This window comes from Chryseobacterium ginsenosidimutans (assembly GCF_039536845.1).
GTDB lineage: Bacteria > Bacteroidota > Bacteroidia > Flavobacteriales > Weeksellaceae > Chryseobacterium > Chryseobacterium ginsenosidimutans_B.
Genome location: NZ_BAAAZJ010000005.1, coordinates 182163 through 206149, shown reverse-complemented (window position 1 = coordinate 206149; position 23987 = coordinate 182163). Strand labels below are relative to the sequence as shown.

25 protein-coding genes are annotated in these 23987 nt (G+C 33.4%); 16 read left to right on the top strand and 9 right to left on the bottom strand.

The window, feature by feature from the left end; translation table 11 throughout:
* Positions 1 to 359 precede the first annotated feature (359 nt).
* The 3 genes from ABD745_RS07920 (at position 360) to ABD745_RS07910 (ending at position 3232) form a co-directional block, all read left to right on the top strand.
* Positions 360 to 1439, top strand: coding sequence for a chorismate mutase (locus ABD745_RS07920; protein WP_344827746.1), 1080 nt, complete (start codon positions 360 to 362; stop codon positions 1437 to 1439).
* A 135-nt stretch (positions 1440 to 1574) separates the two neighbouring features.
* On the top strand, positions 1575 to 2501 hold the full coding sequence (gene rsgA, locus ABD745_RS07915) for a ribosome small subunit-dependent GTPase A (RefSeq protein WP_344827743.1): 927 nt from the start codon (positions 1575 to 1577) through the stop codon (positions 2499 to 2501).
* A 314-nt stretch (positions 2502 to 2815) separates the two neighbouring features.
* The gene (locus ABD745_RS07910; protein WP_050380425.1) at positions 2816 to 3232 is read left to right on the top strand and encodes a nucleoside-diphosphate kinase; all 417 of its coding nucleotides are present in this window, start codon (positions 2816 to 2818) and stop codon (positions 3230 to 3232) included.
* Positions 3233 to 3333: 101 nt separating this feature from the next.
* Here the strand turns inward: ABD745_RS07910 and ABD745_RS07905 are convergent, their stop codons facing one another.
* Complete coding sequence (locus tag ABD745_RS07905) at positions 3334 to 5172, bottom strand: alpha-L-fucosidase (protein ID WP_344827735.1); 1839 nt, start codon at positions 5170 to 5172, stop codon at positions 3334 to 3336.
* Between the two features lie 178 nt (positions 5173 to 5350).
* On the opposite strand from ABD745_RS07905, the gene chrI reads away from it, so the two are divergent.
* Positions 5351 to 5836 (top strand): chryseobasin maturation helper ChrI, encoded by a 486-nt coding sequence (gene chrI / locus ABD745_RS07900; RefSeq protein WP_344827732.1) that lies wholly within the window; start codon positions 5351 to 5353, stop codon positions 5834 to 5836.
* A 226-nt stretch (positions 5837 to 6062) separates the two neighbouring features.
* Here chrI and rpe read toward each other — a convergent pair whose 3' ends face one another.
* Together rpe and chrP are read right to left on the bottom strand one after the other, a co-directional pair.
* Complete coding sequence (gene rpe, locus ABD745_RS07895; protein ID WP_344827729.1) at positions 6063 to 6713, bottom strand: ribulose-phosphate 3-epimerase; 651 nt, start codon at positions 6711 to 6713, stop codon at positions 6063 to 6065.
* Positions 6714 to 6812: 99 nt separating this feature from the next.
* A complete protein-coding gene (gene chrP / locus ABD745_RS07890) occupies positions 6813 to 7886 on the bottom strand; it encodes a chryseobasin maturation metalloprotease ChrP (protein ID WP_344827726.1) in 1074 nt (357 codons plus the stop codon).
* Between the two features lie 51 nt (positions 7887 to 7937).
* On the opposite strand from chrP, the gene ABD745_RS07885 reads away from it, so the two are divergent.
* Positions 7938 to 8642, top strand: a complete 705-nt coding sequence (locus tag ABD745_RS07885) for a DUF4294 domain-containing protein (protein WP_344827723.1) — start codon at positions 7938 to 7940, stop codon at positions 8640 to 8642.
* A 29-nt stretch (positions 8643 to 8671) separates the two neighbouring features.
* Here the strand turns inward: ABD745_RS07885 and ABD745_RS07880 are convergent, their stop codons facing one another.
* Together ABD745_RS07880 and mnmC2 are read right to left on the bottom strand one after the other, a co-directional pair.
* The gene (locus ABD745_RS07880) at positions 8672 to 9088 is read right to left on the bottom strand and encodes an NUDIX domain-containing protein (RefSeq protein ID WP_344827720.1); all 417 of its coding nucleotides are present in this window, start codon (positions 9086 to 9088) and stop codon (positions 8672 to 8674) included.
* A gap of 165 nt (positions 9089 to 9253) precedes the next feature.
* Positions 9254 to 9928, bottom strand: coding sequence for a tRNA (5-methylaminomethyl-2-thiouridine)(34)-methyltransferase MnmC2 (gene mnmC2 / locus ABD745_RS07875; RefSeq protein ID WP_344827717.1), 675 nt, complete (start codon positions 9926 to 9928; stop codon positions 9254 to 9256).
* 84 nt (positions 9929 to 10012) lie between these two features.
* Here mnmC2 and ABD745_RS07870 point away from each other — a divergent pair, with 84 nt between their 5' ends.
* The 7 genes from ABD745_RS07870 to ABD745_RS07840 all read left to right on the top strand — a co-directional run bounded on the left by ABD745_RS07870 (position 10013) and on the right by ABD745_RS07840 (position 17653).
* Positions 10013 to 11083, top strand: coding sequence for a branched-chain amino acid aminotransferase (locus ABD745_RS07870; RefSeq protein WP_344827714.1), 1071 nt, complete (start codon positions 10013 to 10015; stop codon positions 11081 to 11083).
* 286 nt (positions 11084 to 11369) lie between these two features.
* Positions 11370 to 11879 (top strand): FKBP-type peptidyl-prolyl cis-trans isomerase, encoded by a 510-nt coding sequence (locus tag ABD745_RS07865; RefSeq protein WP_344827711.1) that lies wholly within the window; start codon positions 11370 to 11372, stop codon positions 11877 to 11879.
* Positions 11880 to 11960: 81 nt separating this feature from the next.
* Positions 11961 to 12998, top strand: coding sequence for a peptidylprolyl isomerase (locus ABD745_RS07860; protein WP_344827836.1), 1038 nt, complete (start codon positions 11961 to 11963; stop codon positions 12996 to 12998).
* A 178-nt stretch (positions 12999 to 13176) separates the two neighbouring features.
* Positions 13177 to 13752 (top strand): hypothetical protein, encoded by a 576-nt coding sequence (locus tag ABD745_RS07855; protein ID WP_344827708.1) that lies wholly within the window; start codon positions 13177 to 13179, stop codon positions 13750 to 13752.
* Between the two features lie 136 nt (positions 13753 to 13888).
* Entirely contained in the window at positions 13889 to 15403 is a 1515-nt protein-coding gene (locus ABD745_RS07850; protein WP_344827705.1) for a DUF6119 family protein, read from the top strand.
* A gap of 53 nt (positions 15404 to 15456) precedes the next feature.
* Positions 15457 to 16620 (top strand): aspartyl protease family protein, encoded by a 1164-nt coding sequence (locus tag ABD745_RS07845; protein ID WP_344827704.1) that lies wholly within the window; start codon positions 15457 to 15459, stop codon positions 16618 to 16620.
* A 139-nt stretch (positions 16621 to 16759) separates the two neighbouring features.
* On the top strand, positions 16760 to 17653 hold the full coding sequence (locus ABD745_RS07840) for a hypothetical protein (RefSeq protein ID WP_344827702.1): 894 nt from the start codon (positions 16760 to 16762) through the stop codon (positions 17651 to 17653).
* A gap of 211 nt (positions 17654 to 17864) precedes the next feature.
* On the opposite strand, the gene ABD745_RS07835 is transcribed toward ABD745_RS07840, so the two are convergent.
* The 4 genes from ABD745_RS07835 to ABD745_RS07820 form a co-directional block, all read right to left on the bottom strand.
* Complete coding sequence (locus ABD745_RS07835) at positions 17865 to 18230, bottom strand: hypothetical protein (protein WP_344827699.1); 366 nt, start codon at positions 18228 to 18230, stop codon at positions 17865 to 17867.
* 255 nt (positions 18231 to 18485) lie between these two features.
* Entirely contained in the window at positions 18486 to 19226 is a 741-nt protein-coding gene (locus tag ABD745_RS07830; protein WP_344827696.1) for a DUF6261 family protein, read from the bottom strand.
* Positions 19227 to 19329: 103 nt separating this feature from the next.
* A complete protein-coding gene (locus tag ABD745_RS07825; protein WP_344827693.1) occupies positions 19330 to 19497 on the bottom strand; it encodes a hypothetical protein in 168 nt (55 codons plus the stop codon).
* Positions 19498 to 19502: 5 nt separating this feature from the next.
* The gene (locus ABD745_RS07820) at positions 19503 to 19880 is read right to left on the bottom strand and encodes a helix-turn-helix domain-containing protein (protein ID WP_344827690.1); all 378 of its coding nucleotides are present in this window, start codon (positions 19878 to 19880) and stop codon (positions 19503 to 19505) included.
* Positions 19881 to 20062: 182 nt separating this feature from the next.
* Here ABD745_RS07820 and ABD745_RS07815 point away from each other — a divergent pair, with 182 nt between their 5' ends.
* From ABD745_RS07815 to ABD745_RS07800, 4 genes are read left to right on the top strand one after another with little or no spacing between them, the layout of a single operon-like run.
* A complete protein-coding gene (locus ABD745_RS07815) occupies positions 20063 to 21700 on the top strand; it encodes a hypothetical protein (RefSeq protein WP_344827687.1) in 1638 nt (545 codons plus the stop codon).
* A 23-nt stretch (positions 21701 to 21723) separates the two neighbouring features.
* Entirely contained in the window at positions 21724 to 22218 is a 495-nt protein-coding gene (locus tag ABD745_RS07810) for a hypothetical protein (protein ID WP_344827684.1), read from the top strand.
* Positions 22219 to 22220: 2 nt separating this feature from the next.
* The gene (locus ABD745_RS07805; RefSeq protein WP_344827681.1) at positions 22221 to 22742 is read left to right on the top strand and encodes an energy transducer TonB; all 522 of its coding nucleotides are present in this window, start codon (positions 22221 to 22223) and stop codon (positions 22740 to 22742) included.
* A gap of 57 nt (positions 22743 to 22799) precedes the next feature.
* Positions 22800 to 23957 (top strand): hypothetical protein, encoded by a 1158-nt coding sequence (locus ABD745_RS07800; protein ID WP_344827678.1) that lies wholly within the window; start codon positions 22800 to 22802, stop codon positions 23955 to 23957.
* Positions 23958 to 23987 lie beyond the last annotated feature (30 nt).

Below are 23987 nucleotides of genomic sequence, written 5' to 3'. Positions count from 1 at the left end.
AAAAATCATTTTTCTACAAAAACAAATTACAACAGAAAAGCTAGAAATAGACGGTCAACATTGGAAAATTTATTAAAACCATACGTGTCTACTTTTACACCCGCTAATCATTTTTTTAGCGGTTATTTTAGTTTTTCGTTCTCTTATTTTAGAAATTTAAGAAACTATTATCGATTTTATTATTGGTATTGTAACTAAATTTCTTTCCAAAAAATAAACAGGATCATTGAGATTTTCAATTCCTTTTTCCCTTAATTAATAATTTTTAACGGCATTTTTTTGAAAGAATTATAAAGTAAATTTATGATGAAAATTGCTATTGCCCTAAATTAAAATAAGAATAAAATAAATTAACGATAATGAATTTAAAAGATTTAAAAAACGAATGGATCAATGAGTTTTCACAACCCATGATGATTGCAGGACCATGTAGTGCAGAAAGTGAAACTCAGATGTTGGAGACGGCAAAAAGAATCAGGGAAACCAACGCAAATGTTCCGATTTTCCGCGCAGGAATCTGGAAACCGCGTACAAAACCAAACGGATTCGAAGGAGTAGGAGTGATTGGTTTAAACTGGTTAAAAAAAGTAAAGGAAGAGTACGGTTTCAAAACAGCGACAGAAGTAGCCAATGCTCACCACGTTTTTGCAGCTTTGGAAGCGGATGTTGATATTCTTTGGATTGGTGCTCGTTCTACGGTAAATCCTTTTACAGTTCAGGAAATTGCAATGGCTTTGAGAGGAACAGATAAAACCGTATTAGTGAAAAACCCCGTCAATCCGGATTTGGCTTTATGGATTGGTGCATTGGAAAGACTTTTAGGACAGGGAATTACAAATTTAGGAGTGATTCACAGAGGTTTTTCTACCTACCAGAAAACCAAATACAGGAATAACCCAAACTGGCAGATCGCCCTGGATTTCAAAAGTCAGTTTCCGAATATTCCGATGTTGATCGATCCTTCACACATCTGCGGAAACAGAACAGGTTTAGCAGATATTACTCAGGAAGCATTAAACGTTGGTTATCAGGGTGCTATCATCGAAACGCACAGCAATCCTGATGAAGCCTGGAGTGATGCAGCTCAGCAGATTACACCTGAAGTTTTAGCGGAATTAATTGGTAATTTAAAAGTAAGAAGTACCGATTTAGCAGGATTTGAAGGAGATATGGGAAGGCACAGAACGTTGATTTCAGATATTGATTTTCAATTGATCGAATTGCTTTCTCAAAGAATGAAAATTTCTGAAAAGATCGGAAAGCTTAAAAAAGAAAATGATATTGCCATTTTCCAGCCGGAACGCTGGAAAGTAATTACTGAATACGCGACTCAAAAAGCCTCTGAAACAGGAATGTCTCAGGAATTTATCGAGAAAATTTTCAAAATGATACACGAAGAATCTATTGAAATTCAGAATAGTATCATGATTAACCGATAATTAAGTTGGAGTGTTTGAGGGATTTAGGGTTCGGAAATAAACGTTTTAAATATTGTACGAATAAACTCTGAAACTCTAAGTCTCTAAAACTCTCAAACATAGTCCTAATTGCTTATATTTGTACCATCTTAATATATGAAAGGAAAAATTATTAAATCTACAGGAAGTTGGTATCAGGTTTTGGAAATGGAAACCAATAGAATTTTCGAAGCCAGAATTCGTGGGAAATTTAAATTAATTAAAACAAGGTTAACCAATCCTCTTGCTGTAGGAGATTTTGTGGAATTTCAGTTGGAACAGGATGATATCGCATGGATCACGAAAATTGAACCGCGCAGAAATTACCTGATCAGAAAATCCGTAAACCTTTCAAAAGAAGCACACATTATTGCATCCAATATAGATTTGGCATGCTTTATTTTTACTTTAAAACATCCTGAAACATCGCTTGGTTTTCTTGACCGGTTTTTGGCATGTTGTGAAGCTTACAATATTACTCCGTTAATTTTATTCAACAAAATTGATGTTTTGCATGAAGAAGAAATAGAAATCGTAAAAGATATAGAATTTCTTTACAAGGAAATTGGCTATGATTCTTTGGAAATTTCTTCTTATTCAAAATTAAATTTAAATCAGCTGGAAGAATTACTCAAAGATAAAACGTCCGTATTTTTCGGGCATTCAGGTTGTGGGAAATCTACATTGGTGAATGCTTTACAGCCAGGATTAAATTTAAAAACTTCTGAAATTTCCGACACCCATTTAAAAGGAAAACATACGACGACTTTTGCCCAAATGCACTTTTGGCATTTTGGCGGAAATGTAATTGATACTCCCGGCGTTCGTGAGTTTGCGATGATCGATATTCAAAAAGAAGAAGTTCAACATTATTTTCCGGAAATCTTCAAGAAAAGGGAAGAATGCAAATTTCACAATTGTATGCATATTAATGAACCGAAATGTGCTGTACTTGAAGGATTGGAAACCGGAGAAATTCAACATTCCAGATATTCTACCTATATCAAATTAATGGAAGAGGCAGAAGAAGAGTCTCAAAAATAATCTACATTTTCATATGAACGAATTGTAATATACTCTGTTTAAAATTTAAACAGTGGTTTAATTGTGTTATTATATGGAAGTTAGGTGCTAAATTCGGGGAATACCGATCAATAAAAAACCCAGCCGAAGCTGGGTAAAAACTAATAACCATGAAAACTCAAATTAAACATGAGAATCGGAATAAAATTAACAATTACTGTGCCAAAGTTTAGTTCATGATTTCTTAATAAAAGTTATTTTTTTGTTAAAAATATTTTAAAATTAAAATCATAAATATTTTTTGTATTTTTGCGCCATTAAAAAAATATACATTTATGTCTAACATTACATTCACTATGATTAAGCCTGATGCTGTTGCTGACGGACATATCGGTGCTATATTAGGTAAAATTTCAGAAGGAGGATTCAAGATCAAAGCATTGAAATTAACTCAACTTACTGTTGCTGATGCAAAAAAATTCTATGAAGTACATGCTGAAAGACCTTTCTACGGAGAATTGGTTGACTTCATGAGCTCTGGACCAATCGTTGCTGCTGTTCTTGAAAAAGACAATGCTGTTGAAGATTTCAGAACTTTGATCGGTGCTACAAACCCGGCTGAAGCTGCTGAAGGTACAATCAGAAAAATGTTTGCAAGAAGCATCGGAGAAAACGCTGTTCATGGTTCTGATTCTGACGAAAACGCTCTTATCGAAGCACAGTTCCATTTTTCTGGAAGAGAAATTTTCTAAGAAAAATTGCTTTAAAATAAAAAAATCCGGAGAATATGATTCTTCGGATTTTGTTTTTTATGAGATACTGTACTCAAATATGACAACTTAGGATCTTAAAATCATAAATTATTTTCAATAGCTCCTACTTTTTCCCGGTACAGTTCAATAGGTTTATCCAATAAAACGGCAATTACTGTTAAATTTTTATCTAATCTTTCTTTCGGAATATCAATGTAAATGATTCCCGGAATCTGGCTCCAGTATAATTTATTGTAAACTTTATGAGAAATGATCGAACCATCACCTACGATTCGGATTCTTGCAATTCCGTTTTTGATTCCTTTTAAAGCAATTGGTCCTGTCGGAGTTCCTTCCACGAAAAGATATAGTGTCTGTTTATCTTTTGAAAGTGCAGAATTTCCTGAAAAGTGTCCGTTTGGTAACCCTTTTTCTGTTTCAAAAAGAGCTTCGGAGTTTTTACTGATCCATTGCAGAATTTCAGCATTTGTTTTGGCTGTTTTTTGAATTTTCATGTCCAATCCGTCGAATGTCAATCCGGAATTATTGAAAATATTGTTTCCGGAATGAATTTGTTCTGCAATTTCGTAAGCTGCTAATTTTGTATTTTTATTTTCTAAGATTTCAGTACATGTAGGCTTGTCTTTATTGATATCTTTTTGAATTAAAATTTGCTCCAAATCTAATTCTACAACGGTGACATCCTGATCGAATTTCACATTCGAAAGATTCAAAGTTATCGTTTGATTTTTCTCTTTTGTAAAATTTATTTTTTGATCAGTACCAACAATTTTCACTGATTTTGGTATTGATAGTAATCCATAAACTTTTACAAAATCTTTTGCTTCTTCAAGATAAAGGAATACTTTTTTTCCGTCTTTTGAAAATGCAGATTTTCCTTTATAATTTTCAAAAGGCAAACCTCGTCTTGTTCCATAGATTGCATCGGAATTTTTTGAGGTCCATCTTGCCAGATTCTTTAGAATTTCAATCTGTTGTTCCGGAATTGTTCCGTCTTCTTTCGGACTGATGTCTAAAAGTAAATTTCCTCCCATGCTGATAACGTCTGCCAAAGTCCTTACAATCATATTTGGGGTTTTATAATTGTTGTCAAAAGGTTGAAAGCCCCAGGAATCATTCATTGTGTAGCAAAGCTCCCAATAGTTGTTTTGTGGCTGCACAACAGGAATTCCCTGTTCCGGAGTTTCGTAATCTCCATGATTGTTCAATCTTGAATTAACGATAATATTCGGATTGTATTTTCTTAAATTTTCCAACGTTTTAGGAGCTTTCCATTCATCGGAAGTATGTTCCCAATCGCCGTCAAACCATAAAAGATCGGGCTTGTATTGAGTAGAAAGTTCATTCAGTTGAGTTTGATAATAAGTGATGAAATTTTGCCATTTTTGAGGATCATTCTTAATCTCATAACGCTTTTTTGTTCTTGTATTAATGTCGTAATAAGGATGGCTCCAATCGGGAAGTGAGTAATAAAGTCCGGTTTTTAAGCCCGAATTTTTAAGTTCGGAAATGAAAGGCGTTAAAACATCTTTTTGAGCTAAAGAATTTTTAGGGATTGTCGTCGCTTTTTCTGATTTTGAATCCCAAAGAGAAACGCCATCGTGATGTTTTGTGGTAATGACAGCATATTTTGCACCCGAATCTTTGATCAGTTTTACCCATTCATCAGGTTTGTAATGGGAAGCGGAAAATCCGTTCAACTGTTTCATATAATTTTCATGATTGATATAATTATTGAAAAAAGCCCAGGATTCTGAAATTCCGTCAACCGAATAAATTCCCCAATGAATAAAAATCCCCAGTTTGGCATCCTGAAACCACTCCATCTTTTTGTTATCAGAAGTTGGATTCTGAGCGTTGATTTTTCCGGTTGTTAAAATTAATCCCAATAATAATATGCTGATGAACTTGCCTTTCATTTTTTTTCTTTAGGTCACTAAAATAAGGAAAGCTCATAAAAAATAATTATTTAATAGTGATAAGCGTGAATAATTATCAAAACTTTCTTTTAATTTAATGAAATTCAGATAGAATTGTTTTAATGTATTATTTTTATAAATCCACAAATCCGAAATTATCAAAATACAATATATGAAAATGACAACAATACTTCTTATCGTCACAGCAACGTTCACAGCTTTAATAGCGGGACTTTTTTACGCTTATTCGTGTTCTGTAGTTTTGGGATTGGGGAAATTATCAGATGCCGAATATTTAAAATCTATGCAATCCATCAATCGGGAAATCCTGAATCCTTTGTTTTTTATAAGTTTTATGGGAACGGCAATTCTGCTTCCTGTGTCAACTTTCTTTTATCGGAGTCAAAATCCTGTTTTTCTTCTTCTTTTATTGGCAGCTTTGGCTTATCTGATCGGGGTTTTCGGGGTTACAATGTTTGGAAATGTTCCTTTGAATGATCAGCTAGACAAGTTTGATATTGCAAACTCAACGGCACAGAAAATTAAAGAAATGCGTGATATATTTGAAAACAGGTGGAATTCTTTAAACAATGTCAGATCAGTTTTTTCTGTAATTACCATAATTTTAACAGTTTGTACCTGTGTTTTCAACAAGGTTGAATAAGTTAAAAATTTTAATCAAAATTTTAATTAAGTAAAAATACTTAAGTAAAAATTCCGTGTTTTTACGGATGTTTTATATCTGATTTTATTATCATCTTTACATCAGCATTAGAAAAGGAAATTTAAGCATTAAAGTCTTCAAAAACTAATAACCATTAAAGGCTCAGATTTTCATTAAGAAGAAAGGCAACTCATTGAGTTGCCTTTGTATTTATAGGTTTAAAGAATTAAATCTTTAATAATTCAATTGTCCTTTCCGGATTTTCTGCTGAAAATACTGCATTTCCGGCAACCAAAACATCAGCTCCGGCTTCGAAAAGTTTTGCTGCGTTGTCCAAATTTACTCCTCCGTCAATCTCGATTAATGCGGTAGAATTATTGCTTAAAATCAAATCTTTTGTTTCAGCAATTTTTTTGTATGTGTTTTCAATGAATTTTTGACCTCCAAATCCTGGGTTCACACTCATTAACAATACCAAATCTACATCAGCAATAATATCTTCCAACATTAAAACCGGAGTGGAAGGATTTAAAACAACGCCTGCTTTTGCCCCTAAATTTTGGATATGATGAATTGTTCTGTGAAGATGTGTGCAGGCTTCATAATGAACGGAAATAAGATCTGCACCATGATTTACAAACTCTTCAATATATTTTTCAGGTTCTACGATCATCAAATGTACATCTACAAACTTCTTCGCATGCTGCTGAACTGTTTTCATCACCGGAAAACCAAATGAAATATTCGGAACAAATCTTCCGTCCATTACGTCGATATGAAACCAGTCTGCCTGCGAATTGTTCAGCATTTCAATGTCTCTTTGCAGATTCCCAAAGTCTGCAGATAAAAGGGAAGGAGCAATAAGCTTCGTTTTCATTTTTACTTTACTTAGATATTAGAAGTTAGAAATTAGATATTAAAAATCAACCATTAGTGTTTAAACCAAATTCTAACTTATAATATCTAATTTCTTAAATTAATGATATTTCAATCTCATTTCAGGGGTTATATTAAGAAGTGTTTCGTAGATTAATTTAATTACATTTCCTACGTCTTCTTTAGAAACCATTTCCACTGTGGTATGCATGTAGCGCAAAGGTAGAGAAATTAATGCACTTGGTACACCGCCGTTTGAGTGGGCAAAAGCATCTGTATCGGTTCCTGTTGCTCTGCTTGCTGCAGCCCTCTGAAAAGGAATTTCTTTGTTTTTTGCAGTATCAATAATCAACTCTCTGATCGTATGATGAACACTTGGTGCGAAGAAAACAACCGGCCCGGCTCCGCATTTCTGGTCGCCTTCTTTTTTCTTTTCGATCATTGGAGTTGTCGTGTCGTGGGTAACATCGGTAACGATTGCTATATTAGGTTTAATCGTATCTGCAATCATATCAGCTCCATATAAACCTACTTCTTCCTGAACGGAATTGGTAATATATAAACCAAAAGGAATTGTTTTTTTGTTTTCCTTTAAAAGTCTTGCCACTTCAGCAATCATAAATCCGCCGATTCTGTTGTCTAAAGCACGACAAACAAAATAACGGTCGTTCATTTCGAAGAATTCATCGGGATAAGTAATCATGCAACCAACATAAATTCCCATATTTTCAACTTCTTCTTTGGTTGTTGCACCGCAATCGATGAAGATATTTTCAATTTTTGGAACCGGCTCGTTCTGGTTGGTTCTTGTATGAATGGCAGGCCATCCGAAGACACCTTTTACAATGCCGTTTTCGCCATGAATATGAACAACTTTCGAGGGAGCAATAGTTTGATCTGAACCTCCGTTTCGGATTACATAGATCAAACCGTCGTCTGTAATGTAATTAACATACCATGAGATTTCATCAGCATGAGCTTCAATCACTACTTTAAATTCTGCCTCCGGATTGATTATCCCATAGCAAGTTCCGTAATGATCTACTTCAATTTTATCGACATAGGGTCTGATGTAATCCATCCAGATTTTTTGACCTGCATGTTCGTAACCTGTTGGAGATGATGTGTTTAAATATTTTTCTAAAAATTTTAAAGATTTCTTCTCAAATTTCATAAAAAGGAATGATTTTTGCGTTTAATTTTCGTTGTAATAAGCGTAAAAATAATGAATTTTAGCAAGATTATTTGTCTTTTTCTTTTCTTTTTCGGAGTCTGTGTTTTTGGTCAGAAGGATTCTGTTATCGCAATTCCTTTGAGCCAGTATCCGCAGGAGTTGCTGAAAACGGATGAATTTGGAAAAAAATACTATTATGACGAAAGGCAAAAGATGCGGGTGTACGAGATCAATGGCGAAACAGTTGTTGTAATGGATGAATTGATTTTAGTAAATAAACCGAAATTCAATAATCAGCTAGACAGAAATTATTATTATTTTCTTAATAAAAAATTATACCGAGTATATCCTTTATTTCTGACAGCTTTACAACAATACAGGGATATTCAGGGAGAAATGACTAATCTTGACAGTAAAGCAAAAAGAAAATACATAAGAGACAGGCAAAATATATTGGCAGATCAATACGAAAAGCAATTGAGAGACTTAACAACAACGGAAGGTCAGATTTTTGGAAAACTGATGAATAGAGCAACCGGGAAAAATGTTTATGAAATCATTAAAGAATTAAGAGGAGGATGGGTTGCTTTCTGGTGGAATGTAAAAGGCAAAATGGCAGATATCGACTTGAAAGATAAATATGATCCGCATGCCAACAGAACCGATGAATATTTGGAGTCATTACTTCAATCCAATTGGAATTCAGGGTATTTACAGCCATATCCGGGAGCAAAAGATTTTAAAGTATATAAATAAAAAAACAATAAAAAATTCCTGTAAATATTTTACAGGAATTTTTCTTTTAATTTATCAAAAACGATTTTATCTATCGGTAGAGGAAATGGATTATCCGGAGTATTCAGATCAATCCATTCTGTTTTTTCGATGCAGGGATCAAGAATCAGAAAATCTTCTTCATTGACAATATTTACCAGATAATATATAGTAAGCAACTGTTCATTCTCTCTGAAACGCGAAACAAGGAAATTTTCTTGTGTATAAAAATGTTCCACAACTTCCACTTTTACATTCAGCTCCTCATCAAACTCACGATGTAAACAGTCTATTACTCCTTCGCCAAATTCTAATCCGCCACCCGGAAATTTCATTAAAGGTTCGCCTACATATTCTTCAAATAAAGTCAAAACTTTTTTATCCTTTACAGCACAGGCGTAAACTCTAATGTTGATCTTATCTATCATATATAATAATTTGTGTAGCTAATTTAGGAATTTTTGTATAGAAGTTAGAGGGTATAAACTAGAAATTAGCTTAGAAAAATATACATTATATTACCAAATTCAACTTTGGCCATTCATTCATAATCTATACACCTTCACTAACTTCTCACTTCTACTATCTAATTTCTACAATTTAACAGCATTAATCATTTCTCTTTTTCCCGGAGGTCCGGTTTTCTTTTCTACTTTAAAATCAAGTTCCTGTAAGATTCTTCTTACGCTTCCTTTTGAGGAATAGGTTGTTAAAAGTCCGTTAACCGCCATTTTGTCTGAAACCAATTCAAAAAGTGGTTTTTCCCAAAGATCGGGCTGTACTCTGGCTCCGAAACAATCGAAATAAACTAGGTTGATTTTTGGTAAGTCTATGTCTTTCAGATCAAAAAAATCGCATTGTATCTTTTTTAAATTGAATCCATTAATAATTTCAACTGGTTTTTCCCAATCTGCGTGATGAATTTTTTGATAAATATTTTTGAATTCCGGGTTATCGAAAAGCTCAAAATATGCCAAATCGTTAATTTCAGATTCATTTATGGGATACTTTTCCAGTGAAAAATAGTTGATGATATGATTTTTGTCAGTTTTTAAATATTCATTAATTGTTACCAAAACATTCAAACCTGTTCCAAAACCGAGTTCTAAAATATTAATTTCGTAATCATTCAATAGATTTAATCCATTTTTGATAAACACATGTTCTGCTTCCTGAAGAGCACCATGATGGGAATGGTAGTTTTCATTTAAATCATTGATAAACAGTGTTTTGCTGCCGTCGTTTGTCGTTTTAATTTCTCTTTTCAAGCTATTTTTTTACAAATTTACTCTAAAATTTTTATATTTAGAAAATTATGTTAAATTTGTAGAACATCATAAAAAATTTTAGAAATGATAATTCAAAAAACTGAAAACTCCAGAATTTCTACATTCGACCCAACTAATTTTTCATTCGGAAATACTTTTATTGATCATATGGTAATATGTGAGTATGAAGATGGAAAATGGGGGGATGTGAAACTGGTTCCTTATGGTCCTTTAGCTTTTACACCGGCAATGATGGGGGTAAACTACGGACAGGCTTGTTTTGAAGGTATGAAAGCCTATAAAGACAAAGACGGACAGGTTTTCCTTTTCAGGCCTGAAAAGAATTTTGAACGTATCAACAAGTCGGCGACGCGTCTTGCAATGCCCGAAGTAACTGAAGAAATGTTTTTAGAAGGATTAAAAGCATTAGTGGATATCGACAGAGACTGGATTCCTCAGGGAGAAGGTAATTCTTTATATATCAGACCTTTAATTTTTGCTACGGAAGAAGCATTAAAAGCAAGAGTGGCTAATAAATATATGTTTGCAATTGTTGCAACACCTGCAAAAATGTATTATACAGAGCCTGTTTCTGTGAAAATTTCAGATCATTATTCAAGAGCGGCAAGTGGCGGAGTAGGTTCTGCTAAAGCTGCAGGAAATTATGCTGCATCTTTTTACCCGACTCAGTTGGCTATCGAAGAAGGATATGAGCAGATTATCTGGACAGACGATGCTACTCACGAATATTTCGAAGAAAGTGGAACAATGAACGTTTTCGTAAGAATTAACGATACGATTTTTACACCTCCAACTTCAGAAAAAATCTTAGACGGTGTTACAAGAGACAGCTTCATCCAACTGGCTAAAAGAAGAGGAATTGAAGTGAAAATAGAACCAATTAAGGTAAAAGATGTTGTAGAAGCTCAGAGAAACGGAACTTTGAAAGAAGTTTGGGGAGTAGGAACAGCTGTTGTTACAACAGTTTTCCAGGCTTTGGGCTACAATGGTGAAAAATTGGAATTGCCAAGATTATCGGACGAAGAAAGCTTTGCAGTTGCTTTGAAAAATGACTTAGTTGATTTACAGACTAACCTTGCAGAAGATCCTTTCGGATGGAGAGTATTGGTTGATCATGTTTTGGAAACGGTTTAATTTTAAACTAAAAAATGAATATAAAGTCGGGAATTTTTTCTCGGCTTTTTTGTTTGATTTTTTAAACATTTAGTATTCGCGTTGTCACCCTGAGGTTCTCGAAGGGTTTATACATTGTGTTTTTTAATTATGAAAAAGGCTTCGAGAGCCTCAGCCTGACAGAATGGAGAAAATGATGCATTTAATTTAATAATTCTCCTTCTCAAAATTTTTTTAGCATAGAATTTATATTTAAACTCTTTGTTTTTGTAATTAACTCCCGAAATGTGTATTTTCGCAAAAGTTTATGAAAAAAATACTCTTCATATTGATTTTGGGTGTAATAAGCTGTAGCAAGAATGCGCAGACTCATCCACCTATTGGCGGTGTTCTCAGTAAAGATGATCTTAATGTTTCCAGAGAGAGAATGAAAAATCTCAATACTCAGGAAAGAATGCATATGCAGGAATGGATCAATAATCAGCCGGTAAAATATTATCCGACTCAGCTTAATTATTGGGTAAATACGCAAGGATTCGATCAAAGGCAGAGAAGACAGGACAATACTTTGATTTCCTATTCTTATGATCTTTATGATTTTGATGAAACCAAGATCTACGATCAGCCGATCGAAAGAAAAGATGCCAAATTCGGACACTTTGATGAATTAAAAGCGGTAGAAGATGCTTTGCGTTTTATACATGATGGTGAGGAAGTTACGCTTTTGGTTCCGTCTTCTCTGGCGTACGGAACTTATGGAGACGAGAAGAAAATAGACAACGATATACCTTTAATCATAAAATTAAAAGCATTATAATCAATGAAATTGTTTAACAAGAATATAATTCTGGCGGCGGCAAGTATTTCGCTGATGAGTTGTACACCAATTTATAAAAAAATGAACGTAGACAAAGAAACTTACGAAGGTCTTAATGACGGACTTTATGCGAATCTTCAAACGACAAAAGGTAACTTGATCGTAAAATTCGAGGATAAAAAATCGCCTGTAACTGTGGCTAATTTTATTGGTCTTGCAGAAGGAAAAATTGACAACAAAGCTAAAGCAAAAGGAGTTCCTTTCTATGACGGAACTATTTTCCACAGAGTGATCAAAGATTTCATGATCCAGGGAGGAGATCCACAGGGAACAGGAATGGGAGATCCCGGATATAAATTCGAAGATGAAAGAAACGATCTTCACCATACAGGAAAAGGAATTCTTTCTATGGCGAATTCAGGACCAAACAGTAATGGTTCTCAGTTCTTCATCACTGAAGTGGCTACACCTTGGTTAGACGGAAAACACACGATCTTCGGAAAAGTAGTAAAAGGAGAAGATGTGATCGATGCTATTGCAAACGTAGAAAAAGGAGCTCAGGATAAACCTAAAACAGATATCGTTTTAGAAAAAGTTTCTGTATTCAGTAAAGGTGATGAGTACAAAGACTACGATCCTGCAAAAACTTTCACGGAAGGAAAAGCCAAAATCGCAGAAAATAACAGAGCTGCTATCGCTAAAGAAGAAGCTGACAGAAAGAAAAAAGAAGAAGAATTTGCTGCAAACCAATTGAAAATGGTTGAAGACCTAAAAGCAGGTATGCAAAAAACTGAATCTGGTCTTTATTATAAAATCACTAAAACAACTGACGGAAAAGCTCCAAAATCAGGTGACAATGTATCTGTACACTATGCAGGAAAGTTAGTTGACGGAACTGAGTTCGATTCTTCATTCAAAAGAAATGAGCCGATCGAGATTCCAATCGGAATGGGAAGAGTGATCAAAGGTTGGGACGAAGGTATCCTTTTATTAAAAGAAGGTGAAACTGCTACTTTATTGATTCCGCCGGCAATGGGTTACGGAGAAAGAGGTGCAGGAGGAGTGATCCCGCCAAATGCATGGTTGGTTTTCGATGTTGAGCTTGTAAAAGTAAAATAATCGAATCTTAAAAATATTTTCAAAAGCCGTCCGAAAGGATGGCTTTTTTTGTACAGCTCAAATTCATTCTGTAACGATTTACCTAAATGCTGCGACAGATTTAATAATACATATCAGGAAGGTTTAAAAACTTTTCTATTAAAAAGTAATCTTAAAATTTGTAACAACCTATCAAATAATGAAAACCAAATCACTTCTGTTTCTGTTCGTTCTGTTGTCGTTTATGACTTTTGCCCAGACCAAGGCAAATCCTGACGATGCAGCAATAAAAAAATCACTTACCTATTTTGTAAACAGTATTAAATCTAAACAGATCGATCAGGCGGTAAGCTGTATCTATCCAAAATTCTTCACCGTAGTTTCAAAAGAGCAGATGACTCAGATTTTGAATATGACCTACAACAATCCGTTCATGAAAATTGAAGTGCAGAATTTACAGTTCGGAAATATTGAAAAACCTGAGTTGATTAGCGGGGAATATTTTTCTATCAGCAATTATTTTCTGAAACTGAAATGCAATGTCAGTTCACTGAACGACGATATGAAAAAGAAAATGAGCAGTGCTTTAACAGCCAAATATGGTGCAAATAATGTAAAATATTTAGCCAACGAAGGTTCATATCTCATCAATGCTACTATGAAAGCCTGTGCTGTTTCAAAAGACAAAAAAGCATGGAAATTTGTCATTCTTGAAAAGGAATATAAGTCTCAATTGGTGAAAGTGTTGCCGAAGAAAGTTCTTGATAAAATTTAGAAGTTGAGTTTAAAATATTTGAAAGCTGTCCGAGAGGATGGCTTTTTTTGTGAAAATTCCGTAGAAATACGGATAACCGTAATTTTATGTAAATGTATATTTATATTTTTCGGAATTAATATAAAATTTATAAAGTATGCCAAAATTTAACATTTACAGGATTCCAAAAGCAAACGAAAATCTTTTGATTAAAAAATTGCAATTTGTTGGACTAAAAAATATTCATTCTAAAAATATTAGGAAAACTAATTTAGATTTTTATCTTTCTAATAATCCAGATTTGGTTGATATTTGGTGGACTGAATACTATTTTAATTTTTTTATTGGTAGAGAAATTCCTCAAAATAAAATATTTTTTGGATGTTTAATAATACATAATGATTTTTATTGTTATGTAATTAGTCTTGGAAAGACACACTTTTATCTAAAAGAATTTTGTGATTTAGAATTTGGAATAAATTTAGCGGAGAGAATAATTGATGTTGAAAATATGAAACTTAAGAATTCAAAATTTTATAAATCTCAAAAGAACAAGTCTATAACATCTTTTTCAAACAATACAATCTTAGATTATGATAGTGGAGAATCTTTGCATTTTATTAAAGCTAAAACAATTTCATCTGATTTATGGGGGAATATTGCTAGTTTTGGACACTCTGTTCAACTTAATATAGATATTCAAATTAATGAATTTCCCCAATTAATAGAAAGAATTGAAAATACATTAAAAGGAAAAAAGATAATTAATTTTCCAAAAGCTGAATTAATCAAAGATTCTACAGAAATAGAACGTTTAGATGAATTAGTTGCAATTGCAATTCGTGATTATGATCCAGATGTAAGTAATGAGGAATTTGATTTGTCAGGGATTGATTTTGTTTTTACGAGCGATTCTTTCTTTAAGTTTAAAATAAGAGGAAAAGAAATAGAAAGTGATCTGTATAATGAATTATCAATAGATTATTTAAGAAGTTTTATTGAACTTCATCAAGTTGATATTGTAGAAGAAATTAATAATATACAAGTCAAATTTATAAGGGAAGAAGGTCGCGATTTTTCTAAACCTTTGAAGGTCATTTTACAATTTGTAACAGATGATAGAGAAACATTAATTGATGGAAAATGGCATAAATTTAACCAATCATATATAGATTTATTAAACGATAAGGTTCGAAAAATTCCTTTAAAATATAATATGGGTTTTGATATTGAAGAAGACGAAACCGAAAATAAATTCAATGATAAAAGAGTTGGTGATGGCTATTTAAATATTCATACTGAATTCGTACAACTAGCAGGTAAATATAAAGTTGAAAAAATGGATTTATATAAAGAAGGAACTTTATTTTTTGTAAAAAAAGGAACTCTTCAAAAATTAAACTATGTTATTGATCAAGCATTGAATACATTACAATTACTTAAACATAATGAATTTAAAATTATAAATGATGGTGAAGAATTATTAGTTACAAAAATCAATACTTGGATTTTAGTTGACAATGTTAAAAAAGTTAGTGATTTATCCGAATTTAGATCATTAATATTTATAATGAAAATGAATGAATTATATAGACAAGTTGTAGATGCTGGACTGACTTTAGAATGTAACATTAATTATTATAAGCAAAAGAAAAATAATATTAAGAAATAATTTTAATCTTCCCCATCCCCGCAAAAAACCTTATTTTCGTGTAAAATAAGCAAATGAAAAAAATCCTCTACACGCTCCTCATATTCTACATGATTACAATTTCCGCGCAGGAAAAAAGGTTCTTTGAGAGTGGGGAAGTGTGGCTTCAGAATCCTGTTGAGAAAATCAATCTGAGGTATGAGAATGAACTGCCTTTTGTGAAGGTCAGTATCAATGGGAAAATCTACAACTTTCTGTTTGATTCTGGTGCTCCGACTGTTATTTCTCATGCTATTTATAATGAACTGAAACTCAAAAAAAAGTATAAGAAATCGGTAAAAGATTCTGATGAGAAGACACAGCAGCAGATCTTTACGGAACTTCCGGAAATGATTGTTGATCAGGTGGTTTTCAAAAAAGTAGGAGCTATTGTTTTGGATCTTAATTCTGCGGAATTAAGCTGTCTGAAGGCCGACGGAATTATCGGAGCTAACCAAATGGCAAAACTTTTCTGGAGAGTTAATTATGCTGAAAATTCTTTGGAAACAACCGCCGATTTGTCACTTTTTGATCTGAAAGATTATAATACTGTTCTTCCTTTTGAACCACAACCCCAAAAAACGCCGGTTATAAAAACACGTCTTTTTGATAAAGATGTTAAGTTTATTTTTGATACAGGTTTTTCAGGCAGGTTTGAAGTGGCGGAAACTAAGGTTGAGCCCCAAAAAGTGAACCGTAAGATAGAAACATTCGGGACGAGATCAACAGGTGCATTTGGGATTGCAAAGCCTGCTGCAGGATACATTTGCCGCATAGATTCTATGACTTTAGGAAATAAAGTTTTTCATGATGAGATATTTTTTACCAGTACTTCAGATCGGCTTGGGAACGAATTCTTCAAAGATTTTGCTTTCATTTTTGACTGGGAAAATAATAAAATCTATATGAAACAAATCAGAAACAATCCTCCAAAACTGGAATCTTTCGGGTTCAGTTATCGTTTTATAGATACAAAACCGATGGTTGCTTTTGTTTATCAGCAGGAAAATTTTCCGTTAAAAATAGGGGACTCCATTATCAGTATCAATAATGTGAATTTGGATAATCTGGATCAGGATTCGGTGTGTCATTATTTCATCAACAGAGTTGAAAAAGATCAGAAAACAATCGACATCAAAATAAAAAGAGGGGAAAAAATTCTCAATTTTAAACTGGATAAAAAGGAGTACCTGAATTGATTGCTAACTATTTATTTTAATCAATTATCAGTCACAACCTTTGTTTCTCAAATTAATATAAATCACCCAAAATAATTATACCATAAGTAAAAGGGAAATAGTAACTTAGCATTAAACTAACACCTTAAAAACTTATATTATGGCTTACGATTTCAAAATCCGTTCTGCAGTGAACGCTAATGGGAAAACCGCTTATTATGCTAAGATAACCGGTCTTAGTACTCCCGAATTCTTTATTGCCTACAAAACAAAATACGAAGAGAGATTCGGACTTTATAATTCTTCGGTCACTACAAATCTGGTTTACAAAGCAACCGATTACGTGGGTAAATTCGGCTTTTGGGCATATTTTATTGAAGCTACCACGAAAGTGGAAAGTCAGGGATCCTTTCTTTGTCTGAATACCTATGACAGAGCTTTTTTCACATTCGGATTTATGCAGTTTGCTGCACATGTTCCTAATGGTGATTTTGTCAGATTTTTCAGGAAACTGCTGACATTACCGAATGCTCCGGATTACTTTCCGAGACTTCGATTGATTGATGGCAGAATCTTTTATAAAAACGATTCCGGAGCTACTTCACAACTGGAAAATGACACGAGTACGATAAAACTCATGGAATATCTGAACCCGACCACAAACGAGGTGGAACAGCAGGAGCTGATATGTTCCGCAAGATTTATCCATTGGGCTTCAAATGATGAAAAACACAGAGAAGTACAGGTAGAACACTCGATCAGTCTGTACAAGGAAAATATGAAAAAATACAGCAAAAGACTCAACCTGAACGGCTATCCCGCAAAAGTGTGTTTTATGGTTTGCGATATCCTGCATCAGGGAAGAGGTACTTTTGACAGAATCAGTTATGCTCTTGATACGGACAGCCATGAAAAAGCATTTCAGAACCTGTGTACGATTGGAAATACTCATTATGCAACCAGAATCAACGGCGTAAAAGCTCACATAAAAAAACTAGAACAGGCAGGTATTTTTAATAAAAAATATAAAGCAGATACAAACGAGTTTGTGTAGAAGAATAAGGGTTTGTTAAACGCAAAGACGCAAATCAGCTTTTAATATTGTTTTAAGACGCAAGGATTTTATCTGTGATAAAAATTGAAACCGTATCATATGTATGCTGCTGTATACAACCAAAGTAATTATAAAACAGACGGCACAAATTAATGTGCCGTCTGTTTTGTCTTGGATTTATCAGAATCTTCTGGATTGTTTGGCTAAATGGCTACTTCAAGATAGATCCGCAGTTCACTCCTACGGTTTCCATTTTCTTTCTTATTCCCATTTTTTCAGCTTTTTTCGCAAGTTCATCCTTTTCTTTTCCGGCTTTTAAAGTATTCAGCTTATGAAATATTCTAAGCTCGTCCAGAGTTAACTTTGCGCCTAAATCATTTGTAAGGCAATCTGCAAATTTTTCAGCCTTTTCTTTAGGTGTACCTTCTTTGATAATGCTTTCAGAGATGTCGGTGCGTAATGCGCTTAATATAGAAGCTTTGGTTTCCGTTGTTTGTGTTTTTGTTTTCGATTGTGCCATTGCTACCTGGCTGCTGCATAAGATCATCATGCAGAATGCAAAAAATAGTTTTTTCATAGTTATTTATTTAAGGGCTAAAAATAGGGTTATTTTTTTATAATTGGATTACTGAAGTTTTTTAAAATTTTTCTTTGCCACTGAGTTTGTCATCCCGTAGAGATCTAAACATAGTATTAGAAAAGTATGTGAAAAGAGATTCGTGCCTGGATCCCTACGGGATGACAAGCTTGGTGAATAAAACAATATTTTTTAATCATTAAGAAAATTAAAAAGTTTAAAATGAAAACCGCCCTTTTTAAGAGCGGTTTATTATTATTCAGGTTTCTGTATGTCATTCTTTTTTCCCTGTCTCCTTGCCAGAACCATGTTGGAAAAATAATTTCTTCCGTTGTTGATGATGGCGAGAACATCCTGATAAAAAGGATCGGGCTTTACGTCTGCTAATGTGGCGATATAGTTGCACATTTGCTTGTAATCTACTGTCAGTACTTTTCTCAATGCTTTTACATCGTAGGTTTGCTTTTGCGAAGTCTTGAAGGAACGGTGAGAAAACAGCTCATTGAATGCCGTGTTGGAATCCGACAGATGATTGATAAACTTTACCAGTCCGAGGGCTGAAACGGCGGTGCTGTATTCCGAAGAAAGCAGCTTTTCCAGCAAGGTGTTGAGACGGTTGGTTTCTTCTTCATAAGAAGCATTCTGTACATTTTTGTACTGGTCGAGAAGGATCTTCATAAAAGTGTAGGCATCCTTTTCGGTTTGTGTTTTGGCATTCCTGTACGGTCTTATTGCATCTCTTAATGACTGAATGTCTGCGTCACGAACCCTGTCCAGTTCTGCAATATTTGCAGATTCTTCACTGGCGCGGATCTGGTCGAGTGCGCTGTTGTAACCGGGGATCTGTGCCTGAATGGCATCAAACATTCTTTTGAAATCTGCGTCTGTATTGACGTCTAAAGCAGAGGTGCCAAAATCCTCATAAAAACGGACAATAAGCTGCCCAAGTTCTGCATGATGCAGCTTGGCTGCATCCATCGAAATTAATTTTTTCATAAGTGTTATGTAATAATATTTCATCTCCTGCAGATCATCAGTGTCGTGCTGAGTCTACGGATGATTTTTTTATCCTATCGTCGGAGATCTCCGACGGCAGACTTTAAGTGGTTCTTATCGTCGTAACTTCCGACGGAGCAAACCAATACTCAGGGAAGCTTTCGGAGATCTCCGACGGGGCAAACCAAAACTGTTTCAGGTCGTCGGAACTTCCGACGGAGGGAACCGGAACAGAGGGAGACTTTCGGAAACTTCCGACAGGGCAAACCAAAAGTTTTAGCCTTTTTTCAGTAAACTTTCTATCAGCTTACTTTGTACTTCTATAAGTTTTGTTAATTGTTCCTGATTTTTCAATATGCTTTCTATCAATTCAGGAGATTGCATATTTATAACTGGTCTATATTGATGAATTGCAGAACTTGAATCCTTAAATTCATTGTTAGAAAAAATTACATTTGATTTATCATCTAATAAATCATTAATATCCACTTCCAGTTCCTGAGCAATTTTGTTCAGCAGTAAAGAATTGGGAATATTTTTATCGGACTCTATATTCGATATCGTGGTCTGTGTTGTATCCAGGCGCATTGCCAGATCTTCCTGAGACCAGTTCTTTGCTTCCCTGTATTGCCTTACCCTTGTACCTATACTCATTTTATAAGAATTTTTATCAAAAATATAAAAATTCTTATGATGTTGAGACAAAATAAAGAATAGTTTTGTCCTGCTCATATATAGATCGATATTTTTTTTACATCTTTTCCAACCCCAAGACAAAATATTGCATCTATATATAAAAAAGAATTATATTATAACTTATAAAACAACAAATGATTATGACGAAAAAATTGATTTCGTGGCTGTCTTTTATGATGGTCTTTCTGACCTTACTATGGTCCTGTCACAATGAAGATTTCGCTAACAGTGGAGCAGAACCTCAAAGAAACAATGCTAATTTCTTTAAACATGTAACTTCTGTTACTGCAAAATCAGGCGTAGATTATGTTAGTATTTTAGAAGTCTACAACAGGGAAAAAGATTTTCTGTCGATAATACCCGATCAGAAAGGAATGCCGATCTGGGACAAGATGCAGGTAGTAGATACAGAAAACGCAACGGGACTTATGATTCCACTTTCAGATGACAATGTGACTATGAGTTCCGTACTTTTTGCCACATTGGATAATGAAAACACAGTAATAGGTGTGAAAGATTATGATAACAATCTTTTAAAAAAGATTGTCTATGATAATAAAATAGATCGAGACTTCAGAGAACAAATGTTTTATACCTTTATGTATATGGATAATAAAACTTTCGGGAACGAATATTTTACGGGTGTTCCCAAAGACCTGTTTAAAGGCACTAAAAGAAGAAATGAAGAATACGGAAGAATGAGAGTGGTAGATTTTACTACTACACCTGTCGTTACTACTCAGCAAAACGGAAAAGTACTGATCATAGAAACCTGCGCTGTCACATGGCATTGTACACATCATGGTGGTGGCGGACCTTGTGATTATTGTTCTGAATGTTATGGTAATGTTTGCAGTACAACAATGATCTCTGTTGCAGATGATCCTTTTCCCGGAGCACCCGGATCTTCCGGCGGCGGTGGGGGATTGCCACCTTCCGGACCAGAAGGAAATATTCCCAGTAATGATCCATGTGCTCTTAACGGGACTACATTTTACAGATTGGCTCCCGGATGTTCAGGTAGCGGGAATCCGGATATTCCAGATCTTGATAATCCTTGTAAGAAAACAAAACCTTTTATTGATAAAGCGAATGACGTACTTCATAGCACAGTAGGACAAACTATGGATACTACTTTAAAAGGGAAAATAGATGCGCCTAAAGAATGGGCATTAGCAATAGGGCAAAAGCCTGACAATACTTTTGAAATGACTCCGATATTAGAGCAAGATCCTACACAGGGAAATGTTCCAAATAGTCTTTTAACTAATCCCTACATTGGTGATGGACATTCTCATGCTGGCTTTCCTGGAAATCCATCAGGAGGGGATTTATATGGGATGATTGAAAATACACTGACAAGTCCTGGCTTAAAATTTCGTTATGTGTATGGTAAATCCGATTTTGGAACGCCAGAAGTGTATGCTCTTGTAGTAACCGACCCTGCATTAGCAAGTGCTTTTTTAACCCAATTTCCTCGCAGTGAAAATTATGACCCTCCAAGCCGAAATATTAAGGAAGGAAGTCCTTTAGGAAAAGAATTTTATAAGGCAAGAGAACATTATTCCCAAGGCAGGGCAGATAATTCTGCTGGAGAAAATTATGTGCCAAATGCGGTTGCTATGGCTTATATTTTGGAGAAATATAATGCAGGAATCAGCATTGCAAAAGTAGATACAAATGGTAACTTAAAGAAAATTAATGCATCTGTACAACAAATTACAGTTCCTAATAGTGGCGCCGTAAAAGAAGGTGTAAAAGTTTCAAAATGTCCTTAAATTTAACCTTAAAATATTATACAATGAAAATAAAATTATTTAAAACTTTATTTATTATGAGCTTGCTCTTCATATATAATTGCAAAGCTCAGACGACCAATGATTATATTACTTTCTATAATAATGTTGTGCCTAAGTTGAATACAATAGTTCCTAATAAAACACAGTTTTATGGGCAGAATTTTTCTAATTTTTATAACGAATTATTAAATAAACAATTAAATGTTGTAAACTTTAGCTGTGATACTAAAATTGATCCTAGCTCAAAATATTATGTTTTAAGATTGTTTTTTGAAGATTCCGACTTATGGTCTGTTGCTACAGATAACCCATTTCAATATCCTTGGATATCAATTACTTTTGAAAATGAAATTCCCAATCAAATAAAAAATATGATTTTACAAAATCATGGAGAATGGGACAATACTTTTGTACAATTCTTTTCTAATATGAAGATTGAAAAAATAAAATTTATTGGTATAAACGGATATAATAGTACAGATTGGTCTGAAAAATAATTATGAAAAAAATATTTTTATTTTTTATGATACTTGTTTTGTTTACAGGATGTTATATAACACAAAAGAAGAAAGTTCATTATTTATCAACATTGGAAAATGTAAATATTTTCACTTTAAACAAAAGTGATTCAATTAAAGCATATAAAAGTAAACTATTAGCTGAAAAATCTTTGGAGGAATGTGAGAAAAGACCGAATTCAAATTGTATTGATGATATAGGAATAGGAAATATTGACGCAACATTTTTAAATGGAATTTCTAATTTTAGAATGGTATTATTTAATAATTTCAAAGTTCCAAAAAATGCACAAACAGGTGAAAATCGAGTCCGTGTTACAATTGGCACAAAAGATAATTTGGATAGCATAGAGGTATTAAAATCTACCGATGAATATACAAAAAAAGCAATTGAAAATGTTTTCAAGCTACCGAAACTTAATACTTGGAAATCTGCTAAAATCTATGGCATTCCTGTAAAAGAACAATTTGAAATAAGTATTTTTATAGAAAATAAAAAATAAAAGGTTAAAGGAAACTGTAATAAAATGTTTCTTTATAATCAACTAAATACAAAACATATGATGAAATCTTTTTTAATTATTTTTATCCTGACATTTTCATTTTTTCAATCTCAGGTTATTAAAGATACTGTTTTAGGAAAGCCAAAGTTTGTGAAAGAATATGTGCTTTTTCTCAACGATTCCGGTCCTTACACTTTTATGAAAGGGGATGATGAGTATGGTCATGCTACTATAATGAGACCTGATAATTTAAGGAAAAGTATGTCGGGATCTTGGTTTGGATCAGATTTTTGCAGATACATTAATAATGAAACATATTATGATAAAAACCGTAATATCACAAAAGAAATATGGTATTATAAGTCAGGAAGAATTGTTGATGATTATGATTATACTTATGATAATCTGAATAGATTAATTACAGAAAAATCTAAAAATGATTATTCGGAAGATACTTCGCGTTATATTTATGAAAAAAATGATAAATCCCCAAATTTTAAAGAATATTATTCCAGATGGAAGGATGAACCTATGAAAAAATATGTACATAACACTGAAAGCTTTAAACCTTTGAGTATTACAAAATATGATAGCATTTCAAAAACCGACAGCATTTTCGTAATTACCGATGATATTTGGAAGAAAGTGGGACAAGGATATACAGAAGGCAAAGACTCAATTTATCACAAAAAATTAAGCCAAATAAAAATTTATGACAGCCAATATAAAGTTATTGAAGGAAAGTTTTTCGACTATAAAAGTGATTATCAAAATAAAAAAATTATTCTAAAAAATCATGTTAAATATGACTATGATAATTTAGGAAATGTAATAAAACAAACAGGTTTTACAAACGGAAAAATTTCTTCAATTATCACTTATCAAAATGGTAAGATAAAGAAAGAAGAAAATATTTATGATGCAGGATCTACTTTTTCTACAGTTTATGAGTATACTAAAGATCAGAATTTGAGTAGGAGAACGGTCTATAAAAATAATAAAGTCTGGTATGATATAAAGTTCGAATATAAAAATAACCATATAGTCAAACTTTTCTATCTAGATAAATTTGGACGTGAAGATAAGCAGGTAGAACCAACAGTTATCATTTTCAAATACAAATTTGATAAACAAAAAAATTGGACGGAAGTTATAAAAAATGTAGACGGAAAAGATCTATATAAATGGATCAGAGAAATAAAATATTACGACTAAAAAGCTCCGCCGCCGAAATTTTCGGCGGCG